This is a genomic window from Macrococcus equipercicus, assembly GCF_004359525.2.
GTDB classification, from domain to species: domain Bacteria; phylum Bacillota; class Bacilli; order Staphylococcales; family Staphylococcaceae; genus Macrococcus; species Macrococcus equipercicus.
Genome location: NZ_SCWC02000001.1, coordinates 363,648 through 385,591 on the forward strand (window position 1 = coordinate 363,648; position 21,944 = coordinate 385,591).

Below are 21,944 nucleotides of genomic sequence, written 5' to 3' on the forward strand. Positions count from 1 at the left end.
ATGAAAGTACTTGTAATCGGTTCAGGCGGCCGTGAACATGCCCTGGCACATAAAGTCAGCCAGTCCGTACATGTCGAGGAAGTTTTCGTTATTCCCGGCAATGATGCCATGACAAATGTTGCAACAGTCGTCACTGCCATTGCTGAGACCGACCATGAAAAAATTGCCGATTTTGCAGTAGCAGAAGCTATTGACTGGGTGATCATCGGTCCGGAGCAGCCGCTCACCGCAGGGCTGGCTGATGTGCTCAAGGAGCGCGGTATTAAAGTGTTCGGACCGAATAAGAAGGCAGCACAGATGGAAGGTTCAAAGTCATTTGCCAAGCAGATGATGAAGCAGTACAACATACCGACTGCGGCTTATGAGATGATTAGTACGAAAGAAGCGGCCCTCGCCTATATTCAAGAGCACTCAGGGCCGGTCGTGCTGAAGCAGGACGGCCTGGCCGCAGGAAAAGGAGTCATTGTCGCTATGACGGAGCAGGAGGCAGTTGCTGCTGTCCATGAGTTTTACAAAGATGGTGACACAGAAGTCGTCTTTGAAGAGTTCCTGCAAGGTGAGGAGTTTTCATTGATGGTGTTTGTCAATGATGACTTCATCATTCCGTTTGACTGTGTGGCGCAGGACCATAAACGTGCCTTTGACGGTGACACGGGCCCTAATACGGGCGGCATGGGCGCTTACTGTCCGGTTGCCCATATTAAGGAACAGACGATGAAAGAGACGAATGAACGGATTTCCTATCCGATTGCCAGAGCTATGAAGGAGGAAGGGCTGCATTACTTCGGTCTGTTGTATATCGGTGCTATCATTACAGAAGAAGGGCCTAAAGTCATCGAGTTCAATGCACGTTTCGGTGATCCGGAATGCCAGGTGCTGCTGACACGTCTTGAGACAGACTTAATGGATATCATCTTCGCGCTGGAAGCAAAGCAGGATATCACTTTAACGTGGTCCGCTGATACAGTGGTCGGCGTTGTTCTGGCAGCGAAGGGATACCCGGCAGCTTACGATAAAGGAATCAAGGTTGAGGGATATAACGGTGAACTTGATTATTATGTCAGCGGCTTGAAGTATGAGGACGGCTGGAAGACAGCCGGCGGACGTGTAATGCTTGCAGTCGGCAGTGGCGGGACAGTGAAGGATGCTGTAGAAGCAAGCTATCAAAACGCAGCAAAAATAAAAAGCGATGGACTCTTCTATAGAACAGACATTGCGCATCGTGCGCTAAAAAATAACGGCTGAGACATTCTCAGCCGTTATTTTTACTGCTCATATGCTTGTTTGACGTCGTCTTCAGTCTGTTCATCACCGGAATGATCATTCTCTAAAGAGTCAATCTTTTCTTTAGTTTCAGAGTTATTGTCAGCGCCGTTACCAGCTGCCTTTTGAGCGTCATCTTTGAATTCTTCAATTTTATCGTCAGTCATAATAAATTCCTCCTAATATGATTAATATTCATCTATTCCCTGCTGTCTTCCTTTAAAACATCTCATACTTAAGACTGAAATTTTCATATTCAAAGGACAATCACGCGACTTTTCCTTATAATGGTTATGAGGTGAAAGTATGAAATGGTTTAAAAACAATATAGAAGTCATCACCGGCTGTTTATTGGGACTGATTTTTGTCGGCAGCGGAATATTTATCATATTCAATAGCAGCGCTATTGTAAATTTCAAGGAAATAGCAGTGAATAAACTGCATATGGCACAGCTGCTGGATTTTATCAGTATTTATCACTATGCTTTTATCAAAATATTAAGCCGTTATATTCATAGTCTTCCGCTCATTTACGCGGCCATACTGATGATATACGGACTGGGCTTCATTTATATCAGCAGACTGCTGAAGAAGACGACACAGTTTGATCAGCTGATCGCTTATTTCTATTTGCTGAGTGCATTCTTTCTTTTTCTCTTTACAGCAGTGCTGATGTTTGAAGTTTACGATATATATACAATCGTCTATTTTCTGTCCTTTCTCATTCTGACGTTCTATGTATTGAATAGAAAGCGACTGAATCAGGATTACCGGAAGATGCATCATATCGTCCTGCTGTTTTTCTTTTCAGTCGCCTATATACTGACGCAGAACAGAATTTATGACCGCCTGGCAGATAACACAGTGACGCCGCTCGATGTAATGGCGCTTAACTTCTTCTTCATCCTGCTGACAGTGATGGGATTAAGTGCGCTCGGCAACTATATCTTTTTGCACCGGGCGACAAAAGCGGACAGCACTGATGAGCTGTCACGTGTGCACCGCAAAAAACGCGACCGCCTGGTGAGCGATACAATCAATCATCAGACTAATGAAGCATTTGAGCAGCTGTCTAGGCAGTCATTGAAAGCTGATGAAAAAGTAATGATCGGCCTTAAGAAAATGCGGCTGAAGTTTGCCGAATGGATCAATTTAAAAGATGAAGATATCCCGGCATGGATGAGAAAACCAAAGTGGTTCAAATTCTTTCATATTGAACTGCTGTTCGGGACAATGATACTAATATTGACGTTTATTGAACTGAACAACAGAAGTGTGCTCTTCAATGTCAGTCAGTTCAATGTCGTGAAAATGCAGTATTTCTATGAATGGATCAATCTTGCCGGTCTGCTGCTTATGGTCATCGGCTACTTATTCTTTACCGCGCTGATCCATTTCAAAAAGCGGGGTTATTTTGGTCAGCTGCTCACCGTGACCTTTTTATTCGTCAAAATCATCACTGCCTTCTATTTGATGCTGTTCAAAGGCATTAACTTGTCGTTGTTTATTCCACCTGTCATTATCCTGCTGGTTTTGATGATTACGCCGTTATTTTTCTATCATCTGAAGAAACAGTACTGATTAAGCAGTAATAAGTTAATTGTTTAATTTTCTCTCATTTTATGTATTGTCATTCTCCTGTATTTTAATTATAATATAATGGAAAGCGGTTACATAGCGATGGGAGAAATGCACTTTGGGGAAAGTGCAGTGGTAATATGAACGTACAGAGTGCCTTTACGGCACTCTTTTTGTGTTATAGTGAAGTATAACTAAATGAGGTGAAGTGAGTGAAGACAGTAACATTGAAAGAACGGCATGGCAAGAAATACAAGGATGGCTATTTAGTGGTCGAAGAAGCAGATGTGTTTGATATGGACCCTTTAAATGAAGGCGATCTTTTTATTTTAAAGAACGCGTCGGCAGAGGCACTCGGCCTGTTTTACTTCGGCCGTCAAAATAGAGGCATCGGCTATAAGGTGAGCGATGATTTAGAGGTCAAGCTGACACAGAGCTATTTTACAGCATTGATGGAGCAGGCGCATAAAGAACGCGAATCACTTTACCGGGCAAGTCACACGAATGCCTTCCGGATCTATAACGGAGAAGGGGACGGGCTTGGAGGTTTCACTGTTGATAACTATAACGGACATTTATTGATTCAGTGGTATTCAAAAGGAATTTACCGCTACCAGCAGGAAGTACTGACAGCGCTGAAAGCCGTCTTCAACTATGAAACGATCTATGAGAAACTAAGATTTGACAGAGAAGTGCCGACGCATCTCCTGACTGATAAGCCGGCGGAGTTCCCGTTGATCATTCAGGAAAATAATTTATTCTATACGATACATTTTGAAGAAGGACCGATGACCGGCATCTTCCTCGATCAGCGCGATGTGAGAAACAAAATATTAGCGCTGCCGTTAGAAGAAGGAACGATGCTGAATTTATTTGCCTATTCCGGAGGCTTTAGTGTGGCAGCGGCTAAAAATGGGATGAGTACGACAAGTGTGGATATCGCTAAACGCTCGCTGGAGCTCATTGAACAGAATTTTGGCTTGAATGAACTGCCGCTGGATGATCATTTCCGTTATACACTTGATGTGTTTGATATGTTCAAATACTGCTCCCGCAAAAAACTGTCATATGACTTGATTGTCATCGATCCGCCGAGTTTCTCACGTTCTAAAAAGCGCCGGTTCAGCGTGAAGAGCAATTACCATGAGCTGATTGAAGGAGCCGTGCCGCTTGTTAAAGCGAATGGTTATCTGCTGCTCAGCACAAATGCCAGTGATTACTCGCTGAATGCTTTCAAGAAGATGATTGAGACAACGCTGAAAGAACAGCGGCGGGACTTTGAATTTGTAGAAGTGATGGGGCTGCCGAAAGACTTTAAAACCACCAATTCTTATAAGGCTTCCAAGTATTTGAAAGTCGTGCTTATCAAGTTTTTAGATTAATCATCAATTTTTCGGGAAATAAATGATTAAACAATTAAGGAGTGAGCGACATGGGATTACTGGATACAATGATTAATAAAATCGCTAAAAACTTAAATAGCACCAACCGAAAAACAGCAATGATAAAAAATGATCTTCCTGCTGACGAGAGGCAGCTGATAGAGCGCCGGGAGATGGCGGAGAACTTGATTAAAAACAAGTCGCTGATGAGCTCAGCCGGTGCTGTTGTACCGATTCCCGGACTGGATGTCGGGGTTGACATGAAGCTGATGACTGACATGATTGAGCAGATCAACCGGACATATGGTTTAAGCCATAAGCAGGTGAACGGCATGACTGATGATCTTAAACAAAAAGTCATGATGACAGCGGCTAAACAGGGCAGCGAATTAATAGGCAGACGGATGTCTCGAGCAGTGGTTGCAGCATTGTTCAAGACGGTAGCAAAACGCGAACTTGCCAAGCAGTCTAAATGGGTGCCGATTGTCGGCCAGGCGATTTCTGCTTCTGTCAGCTACTATATGATGAAGAAAATGGGGCTTGCACATATCGATAAATGCGAGAAAGTCGCACGAGCATTAATCAATAGTACAAAGTGATAACTTATGTGTAGAGTGTTTATTTTACGGTGAGTTAAATCATCATCCTATATCAAACAATTGAAGTTGACGCTATAATTTGTTATTCTATTCACTGTATAGACCGTTTCAGTTTATATATAAAAAAATTTGCATAATCATGCTTCTAAAGGAGAAATTTAACGATGGAACAAAAATCTTATGTAATTATTGACGAAACTGGTATTCACGCACGCCCGGCGACAATGCTTGTACAAACTGCAAGTAAGTTTGATTCAGACGTTCAATTAGAATACAACGGCAAAAAAGTTAACTTAAAATCAATCATGGGTGTTATGAGTCTTGGTGTAGGTAAAAATGCTGAAATCACAATTTATGCTGAAGGTGCTGATGAGCAGGAAGCTATTCAAGCCATTTCAGACGTGTTGACTAAAGAAGGCTTAACAGAATAATGTCTAATATGTTAAACGGAATTGGGGCTTCCGATGGCGTTGCCATCGCGAAGGCCTATCTTTTAGTTGAACCAGACTTAACCTACACTAATGATACAGTTGCTGATCCTGAAACGGAAGTGACAAAATTTAAGGCGGCTATCAACCAGTCAAAAGTTGAGCTGACTCAAATTAGAAATAATGCAGAAGTAGCGCTCGGCCCTGACAAAGCGGCTATTTTTGACGCACATCTGCTCGTTCTTGAAGATCCGGAACTGATTCAGCCGATCGAAGATGATATCCGCACAAACCAGTCCAATGCAGCAGCGGCATTAATGACTGTAGCGAATAACTTTGTGATGATTTTTGAATCGATGGATAATGAATATATGAGAGAACGTGCGGCTGACATCCGTGATGTGTCCAAGCGTGTGCTGGCTCATATATTAGGTGTGACACTGCCGAATCCAACGACCATCAATGAAAGTGTCGTCATTATCGCAGATGATCTGACACCGTCTGATACGGCGCAGCTGAACAAAGAATTTGTCAAAGGGTTTGCGACTAATATCGGTGGCCGGACAAGCCATTCGGCTATTATGAGCCGCTCTCTCGAAATTCCCGCGGTAGTAGGGACTAAAAACATTACTGCTGCTGTGAAGCACGGCGATATGGTCATTGTTGACGGTTCAACAGGTGAAGTGTTTATTAATCCTGATGAGACAACTATCATCGCTTACAAACAGAAGCAGGCGAACTTCATTCAGGAAAAAGAAGAACTGAAGCAGCTTGTCAATGACAAAACAACGTCTAAAGACGGCCTGCACGTGGAACTTGCTGCGAACATCGGGACGCCTAACGATTTAGAAGGCGTAATCAATAACGGCGCAGAAGGTATCGGTCTTTACCGTACAGAATTCCTGTATATGGGAAGAGACAGCATGCCGACTGAAGAAGAACAATACGAAGCTTATAAACGCGTGCTTTCTGAAATGAAAGGTAAGCGTGTCGTTGTCCGTACGCTTGATATCGGCGGAGACAAAGAGCTGCCGTATTTAAACTTACCGCATGAAATGAACCCGTTCCTTGGCTATCGTGCGATCTGCTTATGTCTGGACCAGCAGGATATCTTCAGAACACAGCTTCGTGCACTGCTGCGTGCATCTGCGCATGGCAGCTTAAGCATTATGTTCCCGATGATTGCAACAATCAACGAGTTCCGTGAAGCGAAAGCGATTCTGGAAGAAGAAAAGGCGAAGCTGATTGACGACAAAGTGAAAGTATCAGATACTATTGAACTCGGCATTATGGTGGAAATTCCATCGACTGCTGCGATGGCTGATATTTTTGCAAAAGAAGTCGATTTCTTCAGTATCGGTACTAATGATTTAATTCAGTACATGATGGCAGCTGACCGTATGTCAGAACGCGTTTCATATTTGTACCAGCCTTATAACCCGGCGATTCTGCGCTTAGTGAAGCAGGTTATCGATGCGAGTCATAAAGAAGGTAAATGGACAGGTATGTGCGGTGAGATGGCAGGCGATACAACAGCAATTCCGTTGCTGCTTGGTCTTGGTCTGGATGAGTTCTCAATGAGTGCGACCAGCATCTTGAAAGCCCGCCGCCAGATTAAGAATTTAAATCAGACAGAAATGAAAAAATTAGCGGAACAGGCAATCAATTGTGCGACTCAGGAAGAAGTCGTGGAACTGGTTAACCGTATATAAAAAAGAAGCCGAGTAAACGAATTGTTTACTCGGCTTCTTTTGTTGTCAGCTCGAGCACAGTGATCTCTGGCGGGCAGAAAAAACGGATGGGCAAATGCGTTGTCCCGAGACCCGGAGACACATGGAGCATCATTGAATGATGATGATGCATCAGCTGATAGAGGCCGCGCACATATTTTTTTCCCAGTGCCGGCAGGATAGGGGCGCCCAGCAGTGGTAGTCTGATCTGACCACCGTGCGTGTGTCCTGACAGCTGTAGATCGACGTCAAAGCGTTTGACGTAATCAGCAAAATCAGGCTCATGAACCATCATAATAGTGAAATCGTGGGAGTCGGTCCTATTTTTCAGCGCCTGTGTGACATTGCCTTTACTGTTTAACACGTCATCAATGCCGCTAATATAGATGGCTTCTCCATCATAGTCAATGGTCCGGCCGAAATTATTCATCAGGTGAATGCCGCTGTCTTCGATGACCTGCTGTATTTTATGGGTCCGGCTGCTGCGCTGGTCGTGGTTGCCGTAAGAAAAATAAACGCCGGATGGTGCCTGAATGGTCCGGAGCAGCGGCGAGAAAGCTTGAGGTTTTCCTTTATAGCGATCGATCCGGTCAAACAGGTCGCCGGTAATCATGACGATGTCCGGGCGAAGCGTGTTCACTTTATTAATATGCTCGATTAAATCCTCATATGTATAATTAAAACCGATATGAAGGTCGGAAATATGAACGATTCGAAACGGCCGTGCATGCTGGTTGTGCAGCAGCGGTATTCTATAAGTCTTGACTTTAACATCATCAGCCCTGGCATAGAGGAAGCGGGGCTTAAGTTTTAATAAAGTCCGTATGGCAAGCTCAATCATGCTGCACCTCCTGCAGCCGCGCTTCGATACGTGCTATATCCACTGTGCGGATGACTTCGTCACCCATGATGATAAGAGGTGTGCTGAACGCGTCGTAATCCATCATCTCCCGGCGGTAACGGGGGTTTCTGATATTCTTTTCCGTGTAAGGAATAGATTTTTCTGCCAAATAACGTTTTATGAATGCGCAAGGAGGGCATTGGTTCTGTGTATAGATGGTAATATTCATTGGTCGTTCTCCTTCTTAAGAATAGTATCAATATAGCTTTAATAGATGAAGAATACAATAAAGATGATCAATCAATATATTGTCACATTTATTTCAAGTTTATAAATAGAATTATGGATGGAAATTAGCTATAATAGAAATATATCAATTTGTGATAAAAATCACAATAAGGAGGAAATCGATGGATGCAGTTGTACTAAGTCGTCTGCTTACTGCTATGACACTTGCGTTTCATATTATATTTGCAACAATCGGTGTCGCTCTGCCGGTCATGTTTATGATTGCTGAGGGACTCGGTCTCTATAAGAAAGACCCGCGTCATATCGCGATGGCGAAACGCTGGGCAAAAGGCTTCACTATTACGGTGGCAGTCGGCGTCGTGACCGGGACGATTATCGGTCTGTTATTATCCTTATTATGGCCGACATTTATGAAGCTTGGCGGCCAGGTGATCGCCCTGCCGCTGTTTATGGAAACATTCGCCTTCTTCTTTGAAGCGATATTCCTGAGTATTTATCTTTACACATGGGATAGATTCAAAAACAAATGGCTTCACTGGCTCATTAACTTTCCGATCATCATCGGTTCAACCATGAGTGCCTTGTTCATTACGAGTGTGAACTCATTTATGAATACACCACAAGGCTTTAAGATTGTGCACGGAAAAATGACCGGTGTCGATCCGATAGCGGCTATGCTTAACCCGTCATTTTTTGTGCGTGCGTTCCATGTCGTAGCAACCGGCGGTATGACGATAGCATTTATGCTGGCAAGTATCGCGGCCGTGAAAATTTTGCGCAACAAGTTTCCACAGGATAGAGATTATCATACCCACGGCCTGAAAATCACGATCACTGTCGGTCTGTTGTTCGGCTTGCTGACAATTATTGCAGGGGATATGTCTGCTAAGTTTCTGCATAATGAACAGCCTGAAAAATTGGCAGCTATGGAATGGCATTTCAAAACTGAAAGACAGGCGGACCTTGTACTGTTTGGTATTTTAGATCCTAAAACCCAGGAAGTAAAAGGCGCTGTCAAAGTTCCAGGTGTCCTGAGCTTCCTGGCTGATAATAACTTCAATACTAAAGTAACAGGGCTGGATGATATTCCTAAAGATGAACGCCCGCCGCTCATCATTCACTATTTCTTTGATTTAATGGTATTCTTCGGTATGTTTGCATTCACTATTTCAATCGTGTATTTAGTGCTCAGAAAGTTCAAGCCGGCTATCACCGAGCATCCGTTTATGCTTTACATGATTGCACTGACCGGGCCGATGTGTATGCTGTCAATTGAATTCGGCTGGTTCCTTGCAGAGATGGGCAGACAGCCATGGCTCCTGAGAGGCTATTTAAAAGTGGTTCAAGGGGCAACACAGGCAGACGGTCTGTCACTTGTCCTCGTCGCTTTTGCCATGCTGTACGCTATCCTAGGTTTCTCTTGCGCCTATGTTCTGATCAGAATGTTCCGGGACAAGCCTGCTGAGTTTGATGTTAAACAGAATCAAGCATTTGTGGGAGGGGAATAAATATGGATTATCAGCATATTGGTATTACTGTGTTATGGACCTTCCTGTACGGTTATATTATTATCGGAGCTATTGACTTCGGCGCAGGATTTTTCATGCTGTATGCAAAGATTACAAAGCAGGACCATATGATCAGCAGTCTAGTGTCAAGGTACCTTAATCCGGTATGGGAAGTGACGAACGTCTTCCTCGTATTCTTCTTTGTAGGAATCGTCGGCTTTTTCCCGGATACGGCTTACTACTTCGGTTCAACGTTGTTGATTCCAGGAACAGTGGCGCTCATTCTGCTGGCTATCCGTGGCGGCTTCTATGCTTTTGAAACATACGGCAAAGATTCCAAGTTCGCATGGATTTTCCTGTACGGGATGACAGGACTGTTAATTCCGGCGGCATTCTCAACCGTCTTAACGATTTCAGAAGGTGGTTTTATTGAGAAGACGGATAAAGGAGTCATGCTCAACTGGCTGGAACTGTTGATGAGTCCGTATTCATGGGCCGTTGTTTTTCTTGCCATCATCTCTGTGCTGTATATTTCGTCAGGATTTTTAACGTATTATGCGCATAAAGCAGGGGACACGGCAGCTTACCGGCTGATGCGCCAGTGGTTTTTAATATGGGCGGGCCCGATGCTTATTATTTGCCAGTTTGTCTTCTTGAGTCTCCGGCAGCATAATGCACAGCACTTTAACACAGCACTCACGCATTACTGGTGGCTGTTTGCACTGAGTATCGTCTTCTTTCTGGCAGCACTCATTCTGATACTGCTGAAAAGAAATCATGGACTGGCGTTTATCATGATTATGATCCAGTTCGCACTCGCATTCTTCGGCTATGGATTAAGCAAACTTCCTTACATTTTATATCCATATGTCAATATCAATAAAGCAGTCGTCAACGATAACATGGCCATTGCACTTGTCATCGTATTTATTTTAGGTTTACTTTTACTTGTTCCTTCATTACTATTATTATTAAGATTATTTATCTTTGACGCAGATTATGTCAAAGGTAACAAGAAGTAACGGAGGTTCATATGGAGAAAGAGTTTGTAGTGATCGGCCTCGGTCGATTTGGGGGAAGTATTGTTCGTGAGTTAAACGCTTTAGGGGTCGACGTCATGGCGATTGACAACGACGAGGCGCGGGTTAATGAATACGCAGATATCGCAACGCATGCGGTCATCGCTGATACAACAGACGAAGCGGTGCTTAAAAGTCTCGGCATCCGGAACTTCGATCATGTCATCGTTGCTATCGGTGATAATATTCAGGCGAGTATTTTGACGACATTGATTCTTAAGGATTTAGGAGTCAAGACAGTCACGACGAAAGCTCAGAATGATTATCATGCCAAAGTGCTCAATAAAATTGGCGCAGATACTGTCGTTCATCCGGAACGAGATATGGGCAGACGTATCGCGCATAACCTTGCGAGTGCTTCGGTGCTCGATTACCTGGAGCTTTCTGACCAGTATTCCATCGTGGAAATACGGGCAGGGGAAACGTTACAGGGCAATACGATTTTAGACCTGGATGTCCGGGCCAACTATGGACTGAATATTATCGCCGTGAAACGAGGCAAGGAAATACTCGTATCACCGGATCCGTATGAAGTGATTGAACGCGGTGATATACTGATTGTCATTGGTCACGATAACGATCTGAACCGCTTTGAGAAAAAAATAGCGAACGATTAAGACTGATTATCAAGCATTCTTATAATAAACAGCCCTCCCTGAGTACTCAGGGAGGGCTGTTTATTATTGTTTAACATCCATAATCATCGGCAGAATCATTGGTTTACGTTCTGTCTTCTCATAAAGATAAGGTGATAGTTCTTCTGCGATGGCATTTTTAATATGATGCCATTCGACTGCTTCAGTGCTGTTCAGCTTTTCGATGACGACGCGCTTCAAGCGGCGCTGTGCATCGTAGATTAAATGACCGGATTCACGCATATAGACAAATCCACGTGAGATGATGTCAGGTCCTGCAAGCAGCTGCTTCGTTTTAAAGTCAATGCTGACGACGACAATCACCAGACCATCTTCCGATAATATTTTACGGTCTTTGATGACGACGTTGCCGATGTCACCGATACCGCTGCCATCAACCAGTATGTCACCTGACTGCACTTGGCCTGCTGTTCTCGCGGAATTTCTAGTCAGTGCCAGCACTTCACCGTTTTCATGGATGAACACATTGTCAGGATGAACGCCGCAATCGATACCGAGCTTACCATGAAGACTCTGCATACGGTATTCACCGTGAATCGGCATGAAAAACTTCGGTTTGATAAGTCTCAGCATTAACTTCTGCTCTTCCTGTGACCCGTGACCCGATGTATGAATATTTGACAGCTTACCGTGGATGACATCAGCACCTGCTTTATAGAGCGCGTTGATGGTCCGGTTGACGCTGCGAATATTGCCCGGTATCGGTGAAGAAGAGAAGATAACAGTATCATCAGGGATGATGCTGATCTGCCTATGTGTACCATTAGCGATACGAGACAGCGCAGCCATAGGTTCCCCTTGAGAACCGGTGCAAAGAATAAGCAGCTTATGCTTTGGTACGCCGTTGATTTTATTCGCTTCTACAAACGTTTCAGGCGGCACTTTAATGTAGCCGAGCTCTATGCCGATCTTAATATTGTTCTCCATTGAACGCCCGAAGATGACAATCTTACGGTCAAACTTGACAGCCGCTTCAATCGCCTGCTGAACACGGTATATATTAGAGGCGAATGTCGCGAAAATAATACGGCCGGTACATTTTCTGAAAATCTGTTCAACGTTCTGTCCGACTTCACGCTCACTGATGGTGAAATTCGGGACTTCTGCATTAGTTGAGTCAGACAGCAGACAGAGTACGCCCTCATCACCAAGCGCAGCCATGCGGGCAATGTTCGCCGGTGCGCCGACCGGTGTGAAGTCAAACTTGAAGTCACCGGTATGCACAATCTTACCTTCCGGTGTCTCAACAACAACGCCGTATGCCTCAGGAATGGAGTGTGTCGTCAAATAAAATGACACTTTCAGGTGATTGAATTCAAACACGCTGTCTTCGTTGATCGGATTTAATGATGCAGTTCTTAACAGATGGTGTTCTTCCAGCTTATTTCTGATCAGCCCTAAAGCAAGCGGTCCGCCGTAAATAGGAATGTTCAGCTGTTTCAGCAGGAATGGCACGCCGCCGATATGGTCTTCGTGACCATGCGTAATGAATAAGCCTTTAATCTTATCTTTGTTCGCCACAAGATAAGAATAGTCAGGTATGACATAATCAATACCAAGAAGCTCGTCTTCAGGGAACTTAATTCCTGCGTCAATGACAACGATTTCATCCTGGTATTCTACTGCATAGGTGTTTTTACCGATTTCGCCCATACCACCCAGCGCAAATACGCCTACCTCATTTTTTTGGAGAAGATTCATTAGATTGTCTCCACGTTATAACTTGGTGCTTTTTCTTCATATGCAAGATGAGCACCTTCCAGTTTCTGAACAAATTCGATATTGTAAGGGCGATCTGATAGATGTTTTCTCACTTGTTCTTCAGTTTCTGCTTCGAAATATTTGACGTGCGTATTTTCGCGGATGATGACTTCACTTCTGTCCTCTTGATAAAATACTTTAAAAATTGCCATTATATAGCCTCCTAATTTATTGAAATCACATAAAGAATGCCCTAGCTAGTCTAGGGCCAATTCAAACCGTACAAGACATTTATATAAATGTATGAGTACTGTTATTTTACATGAAGTAAGAAGCGAGTGTAAAGCCTTTAACTTAAAAACTAGAGTTTAACGTTAATCTTTTGTATGATTATAAAATATGGAGGCGGTAAAGTGACGAGGAAATTAATCTTTTTTGATGTAGATGGAACAATTTATAACAGCAGGACGGAAATACCTGAAGCCACCCATCAGGCGATTCGGCAGTTGAAAGCGAATGGACACATTCTCGCTATCGCAAGCGGTAGAGCACCGTTTACGCTCGAGAAAGTATGCCGTGATACAGAAATACATAACTTTGTCTCTTTCAACGGCCAATATGTTGTCTATAATAATGAAGTGATTCATGAAAATCCGCTCGATATTGAAGCGCTGCGGCAGCTTGAGGAGCAGGCAGCGGAGCGGGAGCATCCGATGGTCTATTTCACGCATAATGATATGGTATCAAACGTCAATCATCATGAGCATATAGAAAAGAGTCTGTCCTCAATTAAAATAAACCATCCGCGCTTTGAAGCTGAATATTTTGAACGTCATCCGATCTATCAGGCGTTAATATTCCACCAGGCGAGCGATGATGTACTCTACGACAATCAGTATGACGCGCTGAAATTTTACCGCTGGCACGAAGTGAGCCGTGATGTTGTGCCGAGCAGCGGCTCGAAAGCTGAAGGGATCAAGAAGTTCGCAGAAAAGCTCGGTATCGCTCAGCAGGACTGTATTGCAGTAGGGGACGGGAACAACGATTTTGAGATGATAGCGTGGGCCGGTATCGGTATAGCGATGGGCAATGCAGTTGATGGATTGAAAGCATCCGCTGACTACATCACTGCTCATGTAGATGATGACGGGTTATACAAAGCTTTCAAACAGCTGCAGATGATATAGGATAGACGATAGAAAACAGATAAAGGATGATCATTATGGCAAACGTAGCAAGAATTAAAGAGGAGATTCAAAAAGAATTTAATCATCCCTCTAAATCATTGAGCCATGTTGAGTTCAATAGACGGGGTGGTGAAGTCGTGATGACTTATGTTTATTTCCCTGACACTCATGACAATAAGGACCCTCATCTCGCAGCACATAACAAAGACCCGGAATGGCTGAATATTGAAGAGATGAACCAGCTGGAGAAATTTTTGAGAGACAATAATCTATCGTTCAATGAACGGACAGATGTCTTTATTTAATACTTAAAGAGACTGGATAACCGAAAGAAGCCGCCAGGAATTTTATTTCCGGCGGCTTCCTCAGTTATTCGACAGGTGATGCGTTAGGCTCAGGCTTGAATGGATCGTCATGATTGATATGGTCATAAAACATCACACCGTTTAAATGGTCGATTTCATGCTGGGCGACGATAGCGGCAAAACTGTTTAAGCGCAGCTTCACTTCCTTGCCCTCAGGATTGTAGCCTTTTACTGTAATACGGGCATAGCGGTGGACAAGCCCCGGGATGGTTTCATCGACACTCAAGCATCCTTCACCTTGCGGCAGATAGCTTTTTTCTATGCTGTGGCTGATAATTTTTGGATTGATCAGCTGATGGGTAATATAATTGTTCTTCTTGTCATCAAAGAAATGGATGACGAGCATTCTTTTATTGATGTTCAGCTGAGGCGCAGCAAGGCCGACGCCGCTGCGGAGCTGATACTTGGCTGCGATATCATCGTCCTGACTATTTATAAGGAAGTCAAGCATATCGTCAATCGTCTGCCGATCTTCAGTGCTGAGCGGAAGGCTGACGTCTTCTGCTTTTGTGCGGAGGCCCGGATGGCCGTCGCGAATAATATCTTTCATCGTTAACATGTTATCACTCCTTGATAATAATATAACAGAGAGCAAATCGCTGTTCCACCTAATGATTGAATCACTAAATAAAAAAAGCTACTATAAGATAGAAATCACAAGGAGGTATGATGATGCCAATGTATAAAACAGCTGTCTGTTTATCAGTGCTGCTGCTCGCAGCCTGCGGCAATGAAAACAAGCAGCTTGAATCATTCTACAAGCAGATTGAACTAGCGAATGAGAAAGAAAAGCCGATTGTCGAGACAAGTGACAAGTTAAGCCGGCTTGAGAATGAAAAAGTGCAGATGTTTGAAAAAATCAATAAAGGCACTTTGAATGAAATTCATGCCACTGCCAAGAAACTCGCACAGAACGCTGATAACCGGAAAGCAGTCATTACAGAGGAGAAAGAGGCTATTGCAGCGTCTGAAGCAGCATTCAAAAAGTCGCTGCCGCTCGCTAAGGCCATCGCCGATCAGCAGAATAAAAACGAAGCGCAGGATATCATCGATAAGATGGAGAAGAAATACAGCACGCATGCGCAGCTGATGACAGCCTATGAAGACATTCTCGCTAAAGAGCGGAATATTTTCAGCTATTTACAGCAGCCTCAGCCAGCCGGTCAAATTGTCAACGAAAAAATAGATCAGCTGGGCGAAACAACGAAAAAATTTCAGCAGCTGACAACAGTATACAACAATAATTCCAAAGCGCTCGAAAAAGAGAAAAAAGATGTCGTTGATCGATTGAACGAATAGTCGAATAAAAAATTTTTTGATATATAACAGATGATAAATAAATACTAATACAGTTTATTAAACGGTTGATAGTTATAATGTAAAACGTTTAAAGTTTTTTATTTAACACTACTACAGATATATGATAGAATAGTTTAGTAAAGAAATTATATTAAATCCGAAAGGTTTGGTGAATTGAATGGCTTCGAAGAAACAAGCACCATTCGATGCAGTAGCAGTTCTTAATGAAATCGAGTCTAAGTTTGAACTTGTTCAAGTATTAGATTTAGATGGTAATGTAGTAAATGAGGCATTTATGCCGGACTTAACAGACGAGCAGTTAGTTGAATTAATGGAAAGAATGGTCTGGACACGTGTTCTTGATCAACGTTCTATCTCTCTTAACCGCCAGGGCCGTCTTGGGTTCTATGCACCGACAGCTGGTCAGGAAGCATCTCAACTTGGCTCTCACTATGCACTTGAAAAAGAAGACTGGATTTTACCGGGTTACCGTGACGTCCCGCAATTAATCTGGCAGGGTCTTCCGTTGACTAAAGCATTCTTATGGTCGCGTGGTCACTTTGTAGGAAGTCAGTTCCCTGAAGGAATGCATGCATTAGCGCCACAAATCATTATCGGTGCGCAGTACGTACAGACAGCAGGTGTCGCACTTGGTCTGAAAAAACGCGGTCAACAGGCAGTAGCTATCACTTATACAGGTGACGGCGGTTCTTCACAAGGTGACTTCTATGAAGGTATCAACTTTGCATCTGCATTTAAAGCACCGGCAATCTTTGTCATCCAGAACAACAACTATGCGATCTCTACACCACGTGACAAACAGACAGCTGCTAAAACATTAGCTCAAAAATCAGTAGCAGCAGGTATCCCTGGTATCGTCGTAGATGGCATGGACGTTTTAGCGGTTTACGAAGTGACACGTCAAGCGCGTGAACGTGCGATCGCGGGTGATGGTCCGACATTAATCGAGACTATGACTTACCGTTACGGTCCACATACAATGGCAGGTGACGATCCGACTCGTTACAGAACTTCAGATGATGATGCTGAATGGATCAAAAAAGACCCATTAGTTCGTTTCCGTAAATTCCTTGAAGCTAAAGGTCTATGGAATGAAGAGAAAGAAAACGAAGTTATGGAACGTGCGAAAGAAGACATTAAAAATGCGATTAAAGAAGCAGATGCGACTCCAAAACAAACGGTTTCTCAATTAGCTGAGATCATGTACTCAGGAGAAATGCCTGCTAACTTAAAAGAGCAATATGAAATTTATAAAGAGAAGGAGTCGAAGTAAGTCATGGCACAAATGACAATGATTCAAGCAATAACTAATGCACTTCAAACTGAACTAAAAAATGACGAAAACGTTCTTGTATTCGGTGAAGACGTTGGTGTCAACGGTGGTGTATTCCGTGCGACTGAAGGACTTCAAAAAGAATTCGGTGAAGACCGTGTGTTCGATACACCGCTTGCTGAATCAGGTATTGGTGGATTGGCAGTCGGTTTAACATTGACGGGCTTCCGTCCGGTTATGGAAATTCAGTTCTTCGGCTTCGTCTTCGAAGTATTTGATTCAATTGCGGCTCAGTTAACGCGTCAGAATTTCCGTTCAGGCGGCACTAAGCCTGCTCCGGTTGTAATCCGTGCACCATTCGGCGGCGGTGTTCATACACCTGAACTTCACGCTGATAACCTGGAAGGTTTAATGGCTCAGACACCGGGTCTTAAAGTGGTTATTCCATCAAACCCATACGATGCTAAAGGTCTATTGATCTCAGCAATTCGTGACAATGATCCAGTTGTCTACTTGGAGCATATGAAATTATACCGTTCATTCCGTGAAGAAGTACCTGAAGAAGAGTACACAGTGGAACTGGGCAAAGCAGCAGTGAAACAAGAAGGAACTGACCTTTCTATCATTACTTACGGTGCAATGGTTCAAGAATCATTGAAAGCAGCTGAAGAGTTAGCGAAAGACGGTCATTCTGTTGAAGTAATTGACCTGCGTACAATCCAGCCGCTTGATATTGAGACAATTATTGCCTCAGTTGAAAAAACAGGCCGTGTTGTTGTCGTACAGGAAGCTCAAAAACAAGCAGGGGTCGGCGCGAACGTTGTGTCAGAAATCTCTGAACGTGCTGTATTGAGTTTAGAAGCTCCTATTGCCCGCGTATCTGCAGCTGATACTGCTTATCCATTTACACAGGCTGAGAACGTCTGGCTTCCAAACAAAACGGATATTGTCGAAGCAGCTAAGAAAACTTTAGAATTCTAAAAAAGAGTTTGATTGAAAGGTAGCAATGGTTGTTACCTTTCTCCATTTTAATATTACGGAATATTTAGGAGGAACCTATAGTGGCATTTGAATTTAAATTACCAGCACTTGGTGAAGGTATCTTTGAAGGTGAGATTGTTAAGTGGTTCGTTAAATCGGGCGATACGATTCAGGAAGATGATATTCTTTGCGAAGTACAAAATGATAAGTCAGTAGTCGAAATTCCCTCTCCTGTCTCAGGTACAGTTGAGAAAGTAGTCGTTGAAGAAGGCACAGTGGCTAACTTAGGTGATGTCATTGTAACAATTGACTCTCCTGACGCACCGGCATCAGATGCACATGGTGAAGAAGCTAAAGAAGAACAGCCGGCGGAAGCACCTGCTAAAGAAGAAACAGTGAAAGAAACTACAGCAGCTACTGCTGACGTTGAAGTAGACGACAACCGTCGTGTTATCGCTATGCCATCTGTACGTAAATTTGCCCGCGATAACGGCGTCAATATTAAAGCTGTACAAGGTACAGGCAAAAACGGCCGTGTGCTTAAAGAAGATATCGAAGCATACAAAAATGGCGGCACTCCAGCTGTAACGCCACAAGTAGATGCAGCACCAGCTAAAGAAGCGACTGAACAAGTGGCTGAACAAAAACAACCGATTGCAGCTCCGGAAGGCGAGTTCCCAGAGACTCGTGAAAAAATCCCTGCAATGCGTAAAGCAATCGCTAAAGCGATGGTTAACTCTAAACATACAGCGCCTCACGTAACATTAATGGATGAAATTGATGTTGAAGCGTTATGGAATCACCGTAAAAAATTCAAAGATGTGGCAGCTGAACAAGGTATTAAATTAACGTTCTTACCTTATGTGGTCAAAGCATTAGTATCAGCATTGAAAGCTTACCCTGCTTTAAACACTTCTATTGATGATGCAACAGATGAAGTCGTACAAAAACATTACTACAACATCGGTATTGCAGCAGATACAGAACGTGGTCTGTTAGTACCAGTCGTTAAAAATGCGGATCGCAAATCAATCTTCGCAGTTTCTGACGAAATTAATCAGTTAGCAGGAAAAGCACGTGACGGTAAACTTCAAGCTAGCGAAATGAAGGGTGCTTCATGTACAATTAGTAATATCGGTTCAGCTGGTGGACAATGGTTCACGCCGGTCATCAATCATCCTGAAGTAGCGATTTTAGGTATCGGCCGTATTGCACAGAAACCGATCGTTAAAGACGGCGAAATCGTTGCAGCACCAGTTCTTGCATTATCACTCAGCTTTGACCACCGTCAAATCGATGGCGCGACTGCTCAAAATGCAATGAACCATATTAAACGTTTGTTAAATAATCCAGAATTATTATTAATGGAGGGGTAAAAAATGGTAGTAGGCGATTTTCCAATTGAAACAGATACTATAATTATCGGTGCAGGTCCTGGCGGTTATGTTGCAGCAATTCGTGCAGCACAATTAGGTCAAAAAGTAACAATCGTTGAGAAAGCTTCTCTTGGCGGTGTATGTCTGAACGTCGGATGTATCCCTTCAAAAGCTTTATTATCAGCTTCACACCGCTATGAAACAGCGAAACATTCTGAAGACATGGGTATTTCTGCTGACAACGTCACAGTAGATTTCACTAAAGTTCAGGAATTCAAAAACAGCGTTGTTAACAAATTGACAGGCGGCGTCGGTTCATTGCTTAAAGGCCGTAAAGTAGAAGTTGTTCAAGGGGAAGCGTACTTCGTCGATCAGAACAACCTGAAAGTGATGACTGAAAAATCTTCACAAACTTATACGTTCAAAAACGCGATCATCGCAACAGGTTCTCGCCCGATCGAAATTCCTAACTTCAAATTCAACAAGCGTGTTATCGATTCTACAGGCGCACTTGCACTTCAGGAAATTCCTGAAAGCTTAGTTGTAGTCGGTGGCGGATATATCGGTTCAGAGCTTGGAACAGCTTATGCTAACTTTGGCACTAAAGTAACAATTTTAGAAGGTGCGAAAGATATTTTAGGCGGTTTCGAGAAACAAATGACTCAAATCGTTAAAAAAGGCCTGAAAGCTAAAGGCGTTGAAATCGTTACTGAAGCGATGGCTAAATCAGCTGAAGAATCAGAAAACGGTGTTAAAGTGACTTATGAAGCTGCCGGCGAAACTAAAACAGTGGAAGCGGATTACTGCTTAGTGACTGTTGGACGTCGTCCTAATACAGATGAACTTGGTCTGGAAGAGCTTGGCTTAAAAATGTCTGACCGCGGTCTTATTGACGTGGACAAACAAGGCCGTACATCAGTAGACAATATCTTTGCAATCGGTGATATCGTTGCTGGTCCTCCACTTGCTCATAAAGCATCTTATGAGGCTAAAATTGCTGCTGAAGCAATTTCTGGTGAAAAATCAGAAGTGGATTACTTAGCAATTCCTGCAGTATGTTTCACTGAGCCTGAACTGGCAACTGTAGGTTACACTGAAGCAATGGCTAAAGAAGAAGGATTGGAGATCAAAGCTTCTAAATTCCCATTCGCAGCTAATGGCCGTGCATTATCTATCAATGCGACTGACGGTTTCGTTAAATTGATCTCATTAAAAGAAGACGGCCTGTTGATCGGTGCTCAAGTTGCCGGCGCTGGTGCTTCTGACATCATTGCTGAACTTGGTTTAGCGATCGAAACAGGGATGACTGCTGAAGATATGGCAATGACAATCCATGCGCACCCGACATTAGGTGAGATTTCAATGGAAGCTGCTGAAGTGGCAATTGGACACCCAATCCACACAATGTAATTTTAGGTTTAAAAAAATATCGGAAAACGCTATTCTATTATAGAATGGCGTTTTTTTAAGGAGGAAATGAAATGGAATATAGTTATCCGATTGATTTAAGCTGGAGCCCGGAGGAAATGGTTGATGTCGTTAACTTTCTATCATGTATCGAAGAAGCTTATGAATCAAAAATTGATCCGGCCTTAATGAACGACCGGTATCAGCGTTTTAAACACGTCGTCCCTGGAAAAGCAGAAGAAAATACTATTTATAAGGACTTTAAAAAAGCATCAGGCTATGACGGTTATATCGTTGTTAAAGCGATGAAAGAAGCGCTGAAGAAAGACAATCCGAAATCTATCATAATAAAACAGCATCATCCTAAACTTTAAGCCATAAAATTGAGTATTATGTTGTTTTCTCGCCTCATTTTTGGTAATTTATTATTATATTAAACTTTTAGTTTATATATATTAAACAAACTGAGGTGTCATATGGATATAGGAAAGAAAATCAAAGATCTTCGACGCCAAAAAAACTTGACGCAGGAAGAACTCGGCGAACGCACCGATTTGTCGAAAGGTTACATTTCACAGCTTGAACGCAATCTATGTTCTCCGTCGATGGAGACATTCTTCAACATTCTAGAAGTGCTCGGCTCAGAGCCAGGTGACTTTTTTAATGAGACGCTCTATCAGCAGAAAATTTACTATCCGAAAAGTGAGCAGACGTTATATGATGAATATGACGACGGCTATATCATCAACTGGCTTGTACCGGATTCTAATGAATATGATATGGAACCGGTCATAATCACGCTGAAGTCAGGCGCTGAATATAAGAAGTTTGAGCCTTCGTTATCAGAGAGCTTTATGTATGTACTGAAAGGCTGTGCATCCATCAGAATCGGCAGAAAAGAATACAAGGCACGGACCGGGGAAAGCTTTTACTTTAAAGCCAATGAATCTCATCAGCTGTTCAATGCAGAGCAGCAGGAGGCAGAAGTGCTTATTGTTGCGACAGAATCATATTTATAGGA

General features: G+C 43.1%; 24 protein-coding genes. 18 read left to right on the forward strand and 6 right to left on the reverse strand.

The window, feature by feature from the left end; translation table 11 throughout:
• On the forward strand, positions 1 to 1,245 hold the full coding sequence (purD, locus tag ERX35_RS01845; protein ID WP_149458199.1) for a phosphoribosylamine--glycine ligase: 1,245 nt from the start codon (positions 1 to 3) through the stop codon (positions 1,243 to 1,245).
• Positions 1,246 to 1,265: 20 nt separating this feature from the next.
• Here purD and ERX35_RS11385 read toward each other — a convergent pair whose 3' ends face one another.
• Positions 1,266 to 1,430 carry a hypothetical protein gene (locus ERX35_RS11385; protein ID WP_170234504.1) on the reverse strand — a complete coding sequence of 55 codons (165 nt, stop codon included), beginning with the start codon at positions 1,428 to 1,430 and terminating at the stop codon, positions 1,266 to 1,268.
• Between the two features lie 139 nt (positions 1,431 to 1,569).
• Here ERX35_RS11385 and auxA point away from each other — a divergent pair, with 139 nt between their 5' ends.
• The 5 genes from auxA to ptsP all read left to right on the forward strand — a co-directional run bounded on the left by auxA (position 1,570) and on the right by ptsP (position 6,962).
• Positions 1,570 to 2,844 (forward strand): lipoteichoic acid stability factor AuxA, encoded by a 1,275-nt coding sequence (auxA, locus tag ERX35_RS01850; RefSeq protein ID WP_149458200.1) that lies wholly within the window; start codon positions 1,570 to 1,572, stop codon positions 2,842 to 2,844.
• 209 nt (positions 2,845 to 3,053) lie between these two features.
• Positions 3,054 to 4,223 carry a class I SAM-dependent rRNA methyltransferase gene (locus ERX35_RS01855; RefSeq protein WP_170234505.1) on the forward strand — a complete coding sequence of 390 codons (1,170 nt, stop codon included), beginning with the start codon at positions 3,054 to 3,056 and terminating at the stop codon, positions 4,221 to 4,223.
• A 50-nt stretch (positions 4,224 to 4,273) separates the two neighbouring features.
• Positions 4,274 to 4,822, forward strand: coding sequence for a DUF697 domain-containing protein (locus ERX35_RS01860; protein ID WP_149458201.1), 549 nt, complete (start codon positions 4,274 to 4,276; stop codon positions 4,820 to 4,822).
• A 164-nt stretch (positions 4,823 to 4,986) separates the two neighbouring features.
• Positions 4,987 to 5,253: a phosphocarrier protein HPr gene (locus tag ERX35_RS01865; protein WP_149458202.1), complete on the forward strand. Its 267-nt coding sequence runs from the start codon at positions 4,987 to 4,989 to the stop codon at positions 5,251 to 5,253.
• A complete protein-coding gene (ptsP, locus tag ERX35_RS01870; protein ID WP_149458203.1) occupies positions 5,253 to 6,962 on the forward strand; it encodes a phosphoenolpyruvate--protein phosphotransferase in 1,710 nt (569 codons plus the stop codon). Before ERX35_RS01865 ends, ptsP begins: the two co-directional genes overlap by 1 nt.
• Positions 6,963 to 6,987: 25 nt before the next feature.
• Here ptsP and ERX35_RS01875 read toward each other — a convergent pair whose 3' ends face one another.
• The gene (locus tag ERX35_RS01875; protein WP_149458204.1) at positions 6,988 to 7,821 is read right to left on the reverse strand and encodes a metallophosphoesterase; all 834 of its coding nucleotides are present in this window, start codon (positions 7,819 to 7,821) and stop codon (positions 6,988 to 6,990) included.
• On the reverse strand, positions 7,814 to 8,050 hold the full coding sequence (locus ERX35_RS01880; protein ID WP_149458205.1) for a glutaredoxin family protein: 237 nt from the start codon (positions 8,048 to 8,050) through the stop codon (positions 7,814 to 7,816). Before ERX35_RS01880 ends, ERX35_RS01875 begins: the two co-directional genes overlap by 8 nt.
• A gap of 181 nt (positions 8,051 to 8,231) precedes the next feature.
• Here ERX35_RS01880 and ERX35_RS01885 point away from each other — a divergent pair, with 181 nt between their 5' ends.
• Genes ERX35_RS01885 through ERX35_RS01895 form a run of 3 tightly spaced genes read left to right on the forward strand, consistent with a single transcriptional unit; the run spans position 8,232 to position 11,274 of the window.
• The gene (locus tag ERX35_RS01885; RefSeq protein ID WP_149458206.1) at positions 8,232 to 9,578 is read left to right on the forward strand and encodes a cytochrome ubiquinol oxidase subunit I; all 1,347 of its coding nucleotides are present in this window, start codon (positions 8,232 to 8,234) and stop codon (positions 9,576 to 9,578) included.
• Between the two features lie 2 nt (positions 9,579 to 9,580).
• The gene (locus ERX35_RS01890) at positions 9,581 to 10,600 is read left to right on the forward strand and encodes a cytochrome d ubiquinol oxidase subunit II (RefSeq protein WP_149458207.1); all 1,020 of its coding nucleotides are present in this window, start codon (positions 9,581 to 9,583) and stop codon (positions 10,598 to 10,600) included.
• Between the two features lie 11 nt (positions 10,601 to 10,611).
• On the forward strand, positions 10,612 to 11,274 hold the full coding sequence (locus tag ERX35_RS01895; protein WP_149458208.1) for a potassium channel family protein: 663 nt from the start codon (positions 10,612 to 10,614) through the stop codon (positions 11,272 to 11,274).
• A gap of 63 nt (positions 11,275 to 11,337) precedes the next feature.
• Here ERX35_RS01895 and rnjA read toward each other — a convergent pair whose 3' ends face one another.
• Positions 11,338 to 13,014: a ribonuclease J1 gene (rnjA, locus tag ERX35_RS01900; RefSeq protein ID WP_149458209.1), complete on the reverse strand. Its 1,677-nt coding sequence runs from the start codon at positions 13,012 to 13,014 to the stop codon at positions 11,338 to 11,340.
• Positions 13,014 to 13,226, reverse strand: a complete 213-nt coding sequence (locus tag ERX35_RS01905; protein ID WP_149458210.1) for a DNA-dependent RNA polymerase subunit epsilon — start codon at positions 13,224 to 13,226, stop codon at positions 13,014 to 13,016. The genes rnjA and ERX35_RS01905 overlap by 1 nt, the downstream gene beginning before the upstream one ends.
• A 201-nt stretch (positions 13,227 to 13,427) precedes the next feature.
• Between ERX35_RS01905 and ERX35_RS01910 the strand changes: the two genes are divergently transcribed.
• Positions 13,428 to 14,201: a Cof-type HAD-IIB family hydrolase gene (locus ERX35_RS01910; protein ID WP_149458211.1), complete on the forward strand. Its 774-nt coding sequence runs from the start codon at positions 13,428 to 13,430 to the stop codon at positions 14,199 to 14,201.
• Positions 14,202 to 14,236: 35 nt separating this feature from the next.
• On the forward strand, positions 14,237 to 14,506 hold the full coding sequence (locus tag ERX35_RS01915; RefSeq protein ID WP_149458212.1) for a hypothetical protein: 270 nt from the start codon (positions 14,237 to 14,239) through the stop codon (positions 14,504 to 14,506).
• Between the two features lie 64 nt (positions 14,507 to 14,570).
• On the opposite strand, the gene def is transcribed toward ERX35_RS01915, so the two are convergent.
• Positions 14,571 to 15,125 carry a peptide deformylase gene (def, locus tag ERX35_RS01920; RefSeq protein WP_149458213.1) on the reverse strand — a complete coding sequence of 185 codons (555 nt, stop codon included), beginning with the start codon at positions 15,123 to 15,125 and terminating at the stop codon, positions 14,571 to 14,573.
• A 113-nt stretch (positions 15,126 to 15,238) separates the two neighbouring features.
• On the opposite strand from def, the gene ERX35_RS01925 reads away from it, so the two are divergent.
• The 7 genes from ERX35_RS01925 to ERX35_RS01955 all read left to right on the forward strand — a co-directional run bounded on the left by ERX35_RS01925 (position 15,239) and on the right by ERX35_RS01955 (position 21,942).
• Positions 15,239 to 15,865, forward strand: coding sequence for a YkyA family protein (locus tag ERX35_RS01925; RefSeq protein ID WP_170234506.1), 627 nt, complete (start codon positions 15,239 to 15,241; stop codon positions 15,863 to 15,865).
• 178 nt (positions 15,866 to 16,043) lie between these two features.
• On the forward strand, positions 16,044 to 17,159 hold the full coding sequence (gene pdhA, locus ERX35_RS01930) for a pyruvate dehydrogenase (acetyl-transferring) E1 component subunit alpha (protein ID WP_149458215.1): 1,116 nt from the start codon (positions 16,044 to 16,046) through the stop codon (positions 17,157 to 17,159).
• Between the two features lie 3 nt (positions 17,160 to 17,162).
• Positions 17,163 to 18,140 carry an alpha-ketoacid dehydrogenase subunit beta gene (locus ERX35_RS01935; RefSeq protein WP_149458216.1) on the forward strand — a complete coding sequence of 326 codons (978 nt, stop codon included), beginning with the start codon at positions 17,163 to 17,165 and terminating at the stop codon, positions 18,138 to 18,140.
• Positions 18,141 to 18,220: 80 nt separating this feature from the next.
• On the forward strand, positions 18,221 to 19,516 hold the full coding sequence (locus ERX35_RS01940; RefSeq protein WP_149458217.1) for a dihydrolipoamide acetyltransferase family protein: 1,296 nt from the start codon (positions 18,221 to 18,223) through the stop codon (positions 19,514 to 19,516).
• A 3-nt stretch (positions 19,517 to 19,519) separates the two neighbouring features.
• Positions 19,520 to 20,926 carry a dihydrolipoyl dehydrogenase gene (lpdA, locus tag ERX35_RS01945; RefSeq protein ID WP_149458218.1) on the forward strand — a complete coding sequence of 469 codons (1,407 nt, stop codon included), beginning with the start codon at positions 19,520 to 19,522 and terminating at the stop codon, positions 20,924 to 20,926.
• Positions 20,927 to 20,997: 71 nt separating this feature from the next.
• Positions 20,998 to 21,297 (forward strand): UPF0223 family protein, encoded by a 300-nt coding sequence (locus tag ERX35_RS01950; protein ID WP_149458219.1) that lies wholly within the window; start codon positions 20,998 to 21,000, stop codon positions 21,295 to 21,297.
• A 102-nt stretch (positions 21,298 to 21,399) separates the two neighbouring features.
• Positions 21,400 to 21,942, forward strand: coding sequence for a helix-turn-helix domain-containing protein (locus ERX35_RS01955; protein WP_149458220.1), 543 nt, complete (start codon positions 21,400 to 21,402; stop codon positions 21,940 to 21,942).
• Positions 21,943 to 21,944 lie beyond the last annotated feature (2 nt).

Coding starts and splice junctions, on each gene's coding strand:
- ptsP (WP_149458203.1), top strand. CDS start 5,253: ATGTCTAATATGTTAAACGGAATTGGGGCTTCCGATGGCGTTGCCATC.
- ERX35_RS01860 (WP_149458201.1), top strand. CDS start 4,274: ATGGGATTACTGGATACAATGATTAATAAAATCGCTAAAAACTTAAAT.
- ERX35_RS01935 (WP_149458216.1), top strand. CDS start 17,163: ATGGCACAAATGACAATGATTCAAGCAATAACTAATGCACTTCAAACT.
- ERX35_RS01905 (WP_149458210.1), bottom strand. CDS start 13,226: ATGGCAATTTTTAAAGTATTTTATCAAGAGGACAGAAGTGAAGTCATC.
- lpdA (WP_149458218.1), top strand. CDS start 19,520: ATGGTAGTAGGCGATTTTCCAATTGAAACAGATACTATAATTATCGGT.
- auxA (WP_149458200.1), top strand. CDS start 1,570: ATGAAATGGTTTAAAAACAATATAGAAGTCATCACCGGCTGTTTATTG.
- pdhA (WP_149458215.1), top strand. CDS start 16,044: ATGGCTTCGAAGAAACAAGCACCATTCGATGCAGTAGCAGTTCTTAAT.
- ERX35_RS01885 (WP_149458206.1), top strand. CDS start 8,232: ATGGATGCAGTTGTACTAAGTCGTCTGCTTACTGCTATGACACTTGCG.
- ERX35_RS01865 (WP_149458202.1), top strand. CDS start 4,987: ATGGAACAAAAATCTTATGTAATTATTGACGAAACTGGTATTCACGCA.
- ERX35_RS01890 (WP_149458207.1), top strand. CDS start 9,581: ATGGATTATCAGCATATTGGTATTACTGTGTTATGGACCTTCCTGTAC.
- ERX35_RS01925 (WP_170234506.1), top strand. CDS start 15,239: ATGCCAATGTATAAAACAGCTGTCTGTTTATCAGTGCTGCTGCTCGCA.
- ERX35_RS11385 (WP_170234504.1), bottom strand. CDS start 1,430: ATGACTGACGATAAAATTGAAGAATTCAAAGATGACGCTCAAAAGGCA.
- ERX35_RS01955 (WP_149458220.1), top strand. CDS start 21,400: ATGGATATAGGAAAGAAAATCAAAGATCTTCGACGCCAAAAAAACTTG.
- purD (WP_149458199.1), top strand. CDS start 1: ATGAAAGTACTTGTAATCGGTTCAGGCGGCCGTGAACATGCCCTGGCA.
- ERX35_RS01895 (WP_149458208.1), top strand. CDS start 10,612: ATGGAGAAAGAGTTTGTAGTGATCGGCCTCGGTCGATTTGGGGGAAGT.
- def (WP_149458213.1), bottom strand. CDS start 15,125: ATGTTAACGATGAAAGATATTATTCGCGACGGCCATCCGGGCCTCCGC.
- ERX35_RS01875 (WP_149458204.1), bottom strand. CDS start 7,821: ATGATTGAGCTTGCCATACGGACTTTATTAAAACTTAAGCCCCGCTTC.
- ERX35_RS01915 (WP_149458212.1), top strand. CDS start 14,237: ATGGCAAACGTAGCAAGAATTAAAGAGGAGATTCAAAAAGAATTTAAT.
- ERX35_RS01950 (WP_149458219.1), top strand. CDS start 20,998: ATGGAATATAGTTATCCGATTGATTTAAGCTGGAGCCCGGAGGAAATG.
- rnjA (WP_149458209.1), bottom strand. CDS start 13,014: ATGAATCTTCTCCAAAAAAATGAGGTAGGCGTATTTGCGCTGGGTGGT.
- ERX35_RS01880 (WP_149458205.1), bottom strand. CDS start 8,050: ATGAATATTACCATCTATACACAGAACCAATGCCCTCCTTGCGCATTC.